At 71.8% G+C, this 10,057-nt stretch carries 11 protein-coding genes; all 11 read left to right on the forward strand.

All coding sequences use genetic code 11. The features are described 5' to 3' along the window. The first annotated feature begins 3 nt into the window (after positions 1-3). Complete coding sequence (locus QN141_06310; GenBank protein ID MDR7558082.1) at positions 4-285, forward strand: DUF503 domain-containing protein; 282 nt, start codon at positions 4-6, stop codon at positions 283-285. A 9-nt stretch (positions 286-294) separates the two neighbouring features. Next, positions 295-687, forward strand: a complete 393-nt coding sequence (rbfA, locus tag QN141_06315; GenBank protein ID MDR7558083.1) for a 30S ribosome-binding factor RbfA — start codon at positions 295-297, stop codon at positions 685-687. Next, the gene (locus tag QN141_06320) at positions 638-1,606 is read left to right on the forward strand and encodes a DHH family phosphoesterase (protein MDR7558084.1); all 969 of its coding nucleotides are present in this window, start codon (positions 638-640) and stop codon (positions 1,604-1,606) included. Before rbfA ends, QN141_06320 begins: the two co-directional genes overlap by 50 nt. Then, a complete protein-coding gene (gene truB / locus QN141_06325) occupies positions 1,593-2,492 on the forward strand; it encodes a tRNA pseudouridine(55) synthase TruB (GenBank protein ID MDR7558085.1) in 900 nt (299 codons plus the stop codon). The genes QN141_06320 and truB overlap by 14 nt, the downstream gene beginning before the upstream one ends. Further along, positions 2,492-3,430 carry a bifunctional riboflavin kinase/FAD synthetase gene (locus QN141_06330; protein ID MDR7558086.1) on the forward strand — a complete coding sequence of 313 codons (939 nt, stop codon included), beginning with the start codon at positions 2,492-2,494 and terminating at the stop codon, positions 3,428-3,430. The genes truB and QN141_06330 overlap by 1 nt, the downstream gene beginning before the upstream one ends. Before the next feature lie 164 nt (positions 3,431-3,594). After that, positions 3,595-3,864 (forward strand): 30S ribosomal protein S15, encoded by a 270-nt coding sequence (rpsO, locus tag QN141_06335; protein ID MDR7558087.1) that lies wholly within the window; start codon positions 3,595-3,597, stop codon positions 3,862-3,864. Between the two features lie 130 nt (positions 3,865-3,994). Continuing rightward, on the forward strand, positions 3,995-6,223 hold the full coding sequence (locus QN141_06340; GenBank protein ID MDR7558088.1) for a polyribonucleotide nucleotidyltransferase: 2,229 nt from the start codon (positions 3,995-3,997) through the stop codon (positions 6,221-6,223). A 93-nt stretch (positions 6,224-6,316) separates the two neighbouring features. After that, on the forward strand, positions 6,317-7,612 hold the full coding sequence (locus QN141_06345; GenBank protein MDR7558089.1) for a pitrilysin family protein: 1,296 nt from the start codon (positions 6,317-6,319) through the stop codon (positions 7,610-7,612). 2 nt (positions 7,613-7,614) lie between these two features. Then, positions 7,615-8,424 carry a 4-hydroxy-tetrahydrodipicolinate reductase gene (gene dapB, locus QN141_06350; protein ID MDR7558090.1) on the forward strand — a complete coding sequence of 270 codons (810 nt, stop codon included), beginning with the start codon at positions 7,615-7,617 and terminating at the stop codon, positions 8,422-8,424. Positions 8,425-8,452: 28 nt separating this feature from the next. Further along, positions 8,453-9,478: an aspartate-semialdehyde dehydrogenase gene (locus tag QN141_06355; protein ID MDR7558091.1), complete on the forward strand. Its 1,026-nt coding sequence runs from the start codon at positions 8,453-8,455 to the stop codon at positions 9,476-9,478. Between the two features lie 6 nt (positions 9,479-9,484). Further along, positions 9,485-10,057: aspartate kinase (locus QN141_06360; protein MDR7558092.1), on the forward strand; the 573-nt coding region annotated here is incomplete at its 3' end.

Here is a 10,057-nt window from a genome sequence, read left to right on the forward strand (position 1 = left end):
CAGATGGTCGTCGGCGTCCTGCGTCTGCAACTCAGCCTCCCCGGCAGCACTAGCCTGAAGGACAAGCGGCGTCTGCTGCGGAGCCTGCTGGACCGGCTGCACCAGACCTTCAACGTCTCCGCGGCCGAAGTGGACCGTCAGGACAGCCGCCGCCACGCCGAGGTGGGTATCAGTTACGTGAGCAGCACCTCCGCCCACGCCAGCGCCGTGCTCTCCCGGGTCCTGGACCTGGTGGAACGCGAATCCGAGATCGTGGTCACCGGCGTGGAGCTGGAATGGCGCTGAGGGGCGACCGTGAGCCATCGACCGGAGAAGGTGGAGCAGTTCATCAAAGAAGAAGTGATGCGGATCCTGCAGCGCGAGGTGCGCGATCCGCGGATCGGCTTCGTCTCGGTCACCGATGTCGAGGTCAGCGTGGACCTGCGCCACGCCCGCGTCTTCGTCAGCGTGCTCGGCGATCCCGGGGCCAAGACGGCGACGATGGAGGGGCTGCACAGCGCCTCGCGCTACATCCGCCGCGCCCTGGGGCGGCGGTTGCAGATGCGCTACACCCCCGACCTCACCTTCACCCTCGATGAGTCCATCGAACGCGGTTCGCGCGTCCTCAAGCTGCTCGGCGAAGTGAAGAGCGCTCCCGATGCCCACGCTGCCCGAGACGATCGCGGGGATCCTGCGCACGACGCCTGACGCGCTCATCGTCTGCCACGTGGCGCCGGACGGGGACTGCCTGGGGTCCGCCCTGGCCCTGGCCCTGGCCTGCGGGCAGTGCGGCGTCCAGGCCCTGGTGGGCAGCGCGGACGGCGTGCCCGAGGTCTACCGCTTCCTGCCCGGCAGCGACCGGATCCTCACCGCCCCGCCCGAGCGGGCGTGCGCGGTGGGGGTGGCCGTGGAGTGCAGCTCCCTCGACCGCGCCGGCGCCTTCGCCGAGGTGCTGGCCCGGTCCCGGACCGTGATCAACATCGATCACCACCAGAGCAACACCGCCTTCGGCGACATCGTCTTCCACGATCCCGCGGCCGCGGCGGTCGGCGAGCAGATCTCCGAGGTGATCCGGGCGATGGCCGTCCCGCTGACCCGGGAACTGGCCCAGTGCCTGCTGACCGCGATCGTCACCGACACCGGCCGGTTCGGGTTTCCCAACACCACCCCGCGGACGCTGCGGCTGGCCGCCGACCTGGTCGCCGCCGGGGGGTCGATTCCGGCCGTCGTGGAGCGCGTCTATGAGACGCGCACGGCGGGGGGCCTCCGGCTGCTCGGCGCCTCGCTGCAACGGCTGGCGCTGGCCGCCGAGGGTCGGATCGCCTGGACGGCGGTGACCCCGCAGATGCTGCAGGAGGCCGGGGCCGGCGCGGACGACGTCACGGGCATCGTCAACCTGCTGCGCCAGATTCGCGGCGTGCAGGTTGCGCTGCTCTTTGAGGTAACGCCCGACGGCGTCCGTGTGGGCATCCGCTCGCGCGACGGCGTCCGGGCCCACGCCATCGCGGAGGCGTTCGGCGGCGGCGGCCACGCCGGCGCGGCCGGGTTCACCGCCAGTGGGTCGCTGGACGACGTCGTGGCCCGGACGCTGGCCGCGGCGGAGAAGGAGCTCCATGCCGCCTCCTGACGGCATCCTCAACGTGCTGAAGCCGGTGGGGATGACATCCCACGACGTGGTGGATGCGGTGCGGCGTCTTGCCGGCACGCGGCGCGTCGGCCACACCGGGACGCTCGATCCCGGCGCCTCGGGCGTCCTGGTCCTGGTCGTGGGCCGGGCCACCCGGCTGGCCGAGTTCGTGGCGGTGACGGACAAGGAGTACCTGGTGGAGGTGACCTTCGGCCGCGCCACCGACACGGGGGATGCCTACGGGGCGACGGTCGCAGAGCACCCTACGGAAGGTCTTACGGCGGAGCGGGTGCGGGAGGTCCTGCGGTCGTTCATGGGCGAGATCGAACAGGTTCCGCCCATGGCCTCCGCCGTCCACGTGGGGGGCAGACGGCTCTATGAGCTCCGCCGGGAGGGGGCCCGGGTGGACGTGCCGCCCCGACGGGTGACCATCTACCAGCTCGAGCTAGTGGAGTTTGCGGCGGAGCGTCCCGCCCGAGGGCGGCTCCACATCACCTGCTCCAAGGGCACCTATATCCGCGGACTGTGCCATGAGATCGGGACGGCGCTGGGGGTGGGCGCCCATGCCTCCTTCATGGTCCGCACCCGGGTCGGGCGCTACCTCCTGGAAGACGCCTACGCGCTGGAGGAGCTGACCCCCCGGTCGCTGGAGGATGCCCTGGAGTCGCCGGAGGCGGCCCTGGCCGATCTGCCCGCCGTGGAGCTCACCGCGGTGCAGCGCCAGGCCGTCGTGCACGGTCAGCCGGTTCCGCTGTTCAAGGTGCCCGGCTGGCAACGCCTGGTCCAGGCGGACCTGGTGCGCCTGCGCGACGCCCGGGGCCTGGTGGCGCTGGCCCGCGTCGAGCAGGGGGTGCTGAAACCCTTCAAAGTGCTGCGGGAGGGCTGATGGAGGTCGTCCGGGACCTTGCCGCCTTTCCGCGCCAGCGCGTCCCGGTGGCCCTGGCCCTGGGCACCTTCGACGGCGTGCACCGCGGGCATCAGGCCCTCCTGCAGGCCGCCGTGCGTCTGGCCAGGGAGGTGGGCGGCCGCGCCGCGGCGATCACCTTCGACCCGCACCCGCTGACGGTGATCGCTCCGCCTCCGGAACCCTTCCTGCTCACGACCCTGGACGAGCGGTTGACGCTGCTGGCGGCGCAGGGCATCGACCTGACCGTGGTAGTCAGGTTCGATGAAGCGCTGCGGCGGATCGACGCGGCGGGCTGGATGGCCATGCTGGAACGGCACGTCGGCATGCAGCACCTCCTCTGCGGGGACAACTACACCTTCGGACGGGATCGGGGCGGCACGGCCGAGCTGTTGCGGCGGTGGGCGGAGGCGCGGGGCGTCCGGGTACATGTGATCGCGCCGGTGCATGTCGGGGGGACGCTGGTGAGCAGCACGCTGATCCGGCGGCTGCTGCGCTCCGGAGAGGTGCGCGAGGCGGCCCGGTATCTGGGCCGGTGGTATCGGCTGGGGGGCCGGGTGGGGCGGGGCGACGCCCGAGGACGGCGGCTGGGGTTTCCCACCGCGAATCTCGTGCCCCGGGACGACAAGCTCGTCCCCGCCGGCGGGATCTACGCCGCCCTGGCCCACCTCGGGAGCGCCCGGTACGCGGCCGCGGTGAGCATCGGCACGCGTCCCACCTTCGGACCGGGCGCGCTGGTGGTGGAGGCGTATCTGCTGGATTTCTCCGGCGACCTCTACGATCAGGAGCTCGAGGTGGAGTTCGTGCAACGGCTGCGCGACGAGATTGCCTTCACCTCCGAGGAGGCGCTCATCAGGCAGATCGGAGAGGACGTGGAGGAGACCCGCCGCCTGCTGGAGGCGCCGGTGGACCCGGCCTGAGGGCGGCGTCGCCCCGCGCCGCCGGCCGGGGCGCGGCCGCCCCGTTGCGTTGTGGGGTGACCGGCCGCGTGGTAAAATTAACAAGTACCATTGAGTCTCTGGCTGGGCGGTGCGTGCCTCCGGCGGCCGCCGGGCCTTGATTCACCGATGGAGGTGGCCCTGTCGTGGCCTTGCCCAAGACGAAGAAGACCGAGATCGTGGACCGTCACCGCAGGCACGAAACCGACACCGGGTCCCCGGAAGTGCAGATCGCGTTGCTCACCGAGCGCATCAACCAGCTCACGGAGCATCTGGCTTTGCACAAGAAGGACATCCACTCCCGGCGCGGGCTGCTGAAGATGGTCGGCCAGCGCCGCCGGCTGCTCAGTTACCTGCAGCAGACCGACCTTCCCCGGTACCGGCAGCTGGTCGAGTCCCTTGGACTGCGCCGGTGATCGGGGCGCCGCCGGAGCGCGGCCCCGGTACGGAGCAACGATGAGGTGACGGGTTCGGGAGCGGGGGTCGTCCCCGCTCCTTCCGTGTGTAGGGATGGGAGATGGCAGGCGATAGAGGAGGAACAGGCTGATGATGCAGTGGGAGGCCCAGCAGGTCGGGGTCGAGGTGGCCGGACGCGTGCTGTCCTTCGAGACCGGCGTCCTGGCCCGCCAGGCGGGCGGCGCCGTGGTCGTGCGCTACGGCGACACGATGGTCCTCGTGACCGCCACCGCCTCGGAGGAGCCCCGGGAGGGGATCGACTTCTTCCCCCTGACCTGCGATCTGGAAGAGAAGATGTACGCCGCCGGCAAGATCCCCGGCGGCTTCTTCAAGCGCGAGGGCCGGCCGGGGGAGCGGGCCATCCAGACCGCCCGCCTCATGGACCGGCCGATCCGTCCGCTGTTCCCCAAGGGGTTCCGCAACGACGTGCAGGTAATCGCCACCGTCCTGTCGGCCGATCAGGAGAACGATGTGGCGATTCCCGCCATCAACGGCGCCTCCTGCGCGTTGATGCTCTCCCACGTGCCCTTCGACGGACCCATCGGGGCCGTGCGCATCGGGTTGATCGACGGGCGGTACGTGGTCAATCCGACGCAGACGCAGCTGGACACGCAGAGCCAGCTGGACCTGATCGTCGCCGCCACCGACGAGGCCATCATCATGGTCGAGGCGGGGGCGCGGGAGGTGGCGGAGGAGCGCGTGCTCGCCGCCCTGGACCTGGCCCACGCCGAGATCCGTCGCATCATCCAGGCCCAGCGCGACCTGGCGGCGCGGGCGGGGAAGCCCAAGATGGCGGTCCCCGTCCCGCAGGTCGATCAGGAACTGGCCGCCGCGGTGCGGGATCGGGCCCGGCCGCTGATCCGCGAGGCGCTGGCCCAGCCGGAAAAGCTGATGCGGGAGGACGCCCTGCGGCAGGTGCTGCAGCGCGTCGCGCCGGCCTTCGCCGAGCAGTACCCCGAACGGAGCAAGGAGATCGAGGAGATCCTCCAGGCGGCGATCAGGGAGGAGGTCCGCCGCGGGATCCTCGAGGAGGGGCGCCGCGTGGACGGCCGCGGAGTGCGGGACGTCCGTCCGCTGCGCGCCGCGGTCGGCCTGCTCCCGCGGGCCCACGGCTCCGGCCTGTTCCAGCGCGGCCAGACCCAGGTCCTCTCCGTGGCCACGCTGGGCACCGGCGAAGACGAGCAGATCATCGACGATCTCTCCCCGCGGACGCGCAAGCGGTTCATGCACCACTACTCCTTCCCGCCCTACAGCGTCGGCGAGGTCCGGCCGCTGCGCTCGCCCGGCCGCCGGGAGATCGGGCACGGCCTGCTGGCCGAGCGCGCGCTGGAGCCGGTGCTTCCCGGTGAGGAGGTCTTCCCCTACACCATCCGACTGGTCTCCGAAGTCCTGGAGTCCAACGGCTCCACCTCCATGGCCTCGGTGTGCGGCTCGACCCTCGCCCTCATGGACGCCGGCGTGCCGATCAAGGCCCCGGTGGCGGGCATCTCCATGGGTCTGGTGACGGGAGAGGGAGGGCGGTTCGTCGTCCTGACCGACATCCAGGGGTTGGAGGACGCCTTCGGGGACATGGACTTCAAGGTGGCCGGCACGCGGGTCGGGATCACCGCCCTGCAGCTGGACATCAAGATCAAAGGGCTGTCCCGGGAGATCCTGGCCCGGGCCCTGGCCGAGGCGCGCGAGACGCGCCTCATGATCCTGGACGTGATGGCCCAGGCCATCGCCGAGCCGCGGCCCGGTCTCTCGCCCTACGCCCCGCGGATCATCACCATCGAGATCAACCCGGACAAGATCCGGGAGGTGATCGGTCCCGGCGGCAAGGTGATCAACAAGATCACGGCCGAAACCGGGGTGAAGATCGATATCGAGCAGGACGGCAAGGTGCACGTGGCCTCCGCCGACGAGGCGGCCGCAGCGCGCGCCATCCGGATGATCGAGGAGATCGTGCGCGAGGTGAAGGTGGGCGAGATCTACACCGGCCGCGTGACGCGCCTGATGAACTTCGGCGCCTTCCTCGAGGTGCTGCCCGGCAAAGAGGGGTTGCTGCACATCTCCGAGCTGGGGGACGGCGAACGGGTGACGCGCGTGGAGGACGTGGTCAAGGTGGGCGACGAGATGCAGGTCCGGGTCCGCGAGATCGACAACCTGGGCCGCATCAACCTGACCCGACGGCTGGAGCCCGGGCCCGAGGACGAGCGGCTGCGGCGGGCGGCCCGCGCCGGCCGCGGCGACGACCGGCGGCACCGCCCCGAAGGCGGCGGCGCGCGGCGGCGCCGTCCCGACCACCGCGGGGAACCGCGCGGGCGCAGACCGGAATAGTCCGAGCGCGGGCAAAACCCCAAGAGGAATCCCCGGACAGGTACAGTAGAGGAGAAAGCACCGCCCCGCGGGCGGAGCCGCGGGGTGACCCTCATGCGCGACGAGATCGCCAAGAGCGTGCTGCCCAACGGGCTGCGGATCGTGACCGAGCGGATGCCGCAGGTGCGCACCGCGGCCCTGGGGGTCTGGGTGAACGCCGGCTCCCGCTACGAACCCCCGGGCCGGCACGGCATCTCCCACTTCCTGGAGCACCTGTTTTTCAAGGGCACCGCCACCCGGTCCGCCCTGGAGATCGCCCAGGCCGCCGACGAGATCGGGGGCCAGATGAACGCCTTCACCGACCGGGAGCAGACGGTCTTCTTCGTCAAGGTGCTCTCCGCCCACTTCGACCAGGCCGTGGAGATCGTGGCCGACATGCTGCTGCGCCCCACGCTGGCCCCGGAGGCGATCGAGCGGGAGCGGCAGGTCATCGCCGAGGAGATCAAGAGTTACGAGGACGCCCCCGACGAACTGGTCCAGGACCTCTTCGCCCAGACGGTGTGGAACGGCCACCCGCTGGGCCGCCCGGTGATCGGGACGCTGGAGACGGTGGGCCGGCTGCGGCGCGAGGACTTCCTGGAGCACATCCGCCACTTCTATCGACCGGGCAACGTCGTGGTGGCGGTGGCCGGCGACATCGACCACGCCACGGTGGTGGACGCCGTCCGGCGTCACTTCGGGGCGTGGGACGGTCCGGCTCCGCCGGTGGTGGCCGAGCCGCCCCGTCCCCAGGCCGATGTGGTGACCCGCCTCAAGGAAACGGAGCAGGTACACCTCTGTCTGGGCACCCAGGGCTTGGCCCAGGCCGACGAGAGGCGGTACGCCCTGTCCCTGCTGGATCACCTGCTGGGCGGCGGGATGTCCTCCCGCCTGTTCCAGGAGATCCGGGAGCGGCGGGGCCTCGTCTACACCATCTCCTCCTACGCCACCTCCTACCGGGACGGCGGGCTCTTCGTCATCTACGCCGGGATGAGCCCCGACGCCGCTCCGGAGGTCATCCGGCTCACGTTGGACGAGGTGGAGAAGATGACGCAGGAGCCGGTCCCCGCCGCCGAACTGGCCCGGGCCAAGGAGTCGCTGAAGGGCAGCCTGATGCTCTCCCTGGAGAGCACGGGCAGCCGGATGTCGGTCCTGGCGCGCTCCGAGATCTACCACGGCCGGCAGATCACCCTGGACGAGCTCATCGCCCGGATCGACGCCGTCACCGCGGAGGAGCTGCGGCATCTGGCCGCCGAACTGTTCCAGCCGCGCCGCCTCTCGATGGCGGCGATCGGACCGTTCCGCTCCGACGGGGGGCTGGCCAGGGCGATGCGCGAGGCCTTTGTCTCCGCGGTGGAGGCCGCGATCTGACCGTGGCCGGGCCCATCCGCGTCGCCGTCTCCGGGGCCGCCGGCCGGATGGGCCGGGCGGCGGTGCGGGCCGTCGCCCGGGAGCCGGATCTGGCGCTGGTCGGGGCCCTCGGTCGGACACACGCCGTCGGCGAGGACGCCGGCGTCGTCGCCGGCGGTGCTCCCCTGGGCGTGGCGATCACCGCGGATCTGGCGGCCGTGCTGCGCGCGGGGGCGGAGGTCCTGGTCGATTTCAGCCCCGGGCCGGCCGCAGTGGAACACGCCCGGGCGGCGATCCCCGCCGGCGTCTGCCCGGTGATCGGCGGCACCGGCATCACCACGCCGCAGATCGACGAGCTGGGCCGGCTGTGCGAGCGCCACCGCCTGGGCGCCGTCGTCGCGCCCAACTTCGCCCTCGGCGCCGTGCTGATGATGGTCTTCGCCCGCCAGGCGGCGCGGTACTTTCCCCACGCGGAAGTCATTGAGATGCACCATGACCGCAAGCGCGACGCCCCGTCGGGGACCGCGATGAAAACCGCCGCCCTCATCGCGCAGACCCGCGGGGAGCCTCCGCTCCCCGCGGTGCAGGAAGAGGAATTGGCCGCGGGCGCGCGCGGCGGCCGGGTGGAGGGCGTGCCCGTGCACAGCGTGCGGCTGCCCGGCCTGGTCGCCCATCAGGCGGTGATCTTTGGCGGGGCGGGGCAGACTCTGACCATCCGCCACGACTCGATCAACGAAGAGTCCTTCATGCCCGGCATGCTCCTGGCGATCCGCCGCGTGCGGACCGCCGGCAGGCTGATCTACGGCCTGGAGCCGTTGTTGGAGTTGGGCTGACCGTGATAGAGTGTCGGGCAAAGGTGCGATGAACGGGTTTCGTGTTGCCGTCGTCGGCGCCACGGGGGCGGTGGGCCGCGAGGTGCTGCGCATCCTCCGCGAGCGCGCCTTCCCGCTGGCCGACCTGCGGCTGCTGGCCTCGCCGCGGTCGGCGGGGACGCGCCTGGACGGACGGGTGGTCGAAGCCGTCGCCCCGGAGCGCTTCGACGGGCTCGACCTCGCCATCTTCGATACCCCCGATGCCGTCGCCGAGCAGTGGGTGCCGGTGGCCGCCGGCCGCGGCGCGGTGGTCATCGACAACTCCGCCGCCTTCCGCATGGCCGACGAAGTCCCGCTGGTCATCCCGGAGGTCAACGCCCACGACCTGGAGCGTCTCCCCCGCCGCATCGTGGCCAACCCCAACTGCACCTGCGCCACCATCGCCGTCCCCCTGGCCCCGCTGCACCGCAGGGCCGGGCTGCGGCGGGTGATCGCCTGTTCCTACCAGTCGGTGTCGGGCGCGGGGCAGCACGGGGTGGAGCAGCTCTGGAACGAGCTCCGCGACGCCGTCGGCGGCGGCCGTCCGCCGGAGCGGCCGGGCGGGCGCGCCTTTGCCCACCCGATCGCCATGAACATCATCCCGGCCATCGGGCGGCTGCAGGGCGCGCACACCGGCGAGGAGGTCAAGGTCGCGGCGGAACTGCGGAAGATGCTCGGCGCCCCCGAGTTGTCGGTGGGCATCACCTGTGTGCGGGTGCCGACGCTGGTCGGACACGGGGTGGCCGTCCACGCCGAGTTCAGCCGCCCTCTGGACCCGCAGGAGGCGCGGGCGATCCTGGAGCGCGCCCCGGGGGTGGCGGTGGTGGACGACCCGGCGGAGGCGCGCTACCCGACGGCGCTGCTGGCGGCCGGGCGCGACCCGTGTTACGTGGGCCGTATCCGCACGGACGGAGCGGGAAATTTGGCCTTCTTCGCCGCCGCCGACAACCTGAGAAAGGGGGCCGCGCTCAACGCCGTCCAGATCGCCGAGACGCTGGTCCAGCGCGGCCTGCTGAGGGGTTCGGTCCGGGCCTAGACGCGCATGCGCATTGTGGTCCAGAAGTACGGCGGCGTTCTGCTGGCCACGCCGGCCGGACGTCTGCAGGTTGCGGAGCAGATCGCGGCGACGCGCAAGGAGGGCGCCGCCGTCGTCGCCGTCGCCTCCGCGATCGGCCGGGAAGGCGACCCCTACGCCACCGACACCCTGGTCACCCTGGTCCGGGACGTGGGCGAGGAGATCGACCCCCGCACCCTGGACCTGCTGCTCAGCACCGGCGAGACGATCTCCACCGCGTTGCTGGCCCACACCCTGTCCCGCAGCGGGTGTCCCGCCGTGGCCCTCACCGGCGGCCAGGCCGGCATCCTCACCACCGACGAGTTCAACGACGCCCGCATCCTGAGCATCGACCCCGTCGCCGTCCGGCGTCACCTGGAGCGGGACCTGGTGGTGGTGGTGGCCGGTTTCCAGGGCGTGACGCGGGACGGCGAGATCACGACGCTGGGCCGCGGGGGCAGCGACACGACGGCCGTAGCATTGGGCGCGGCGCTGGGCGCGGCGACCGCCGAGATCTACACGGACGTGGAGGGGATCATGACCGCCGACCCCAAGCTCGTC

It is taken from the genome of Armatimonadota bacterium, assembly GCA_031459765.1.
Lineage (GTDB): Bacteria > Sysuimicrobiota > Sysuimicrobiia > Sysuimicrobiales > Kaftiobacteriaceae > Kaftiobacterium > Kaftiobacterium secundum.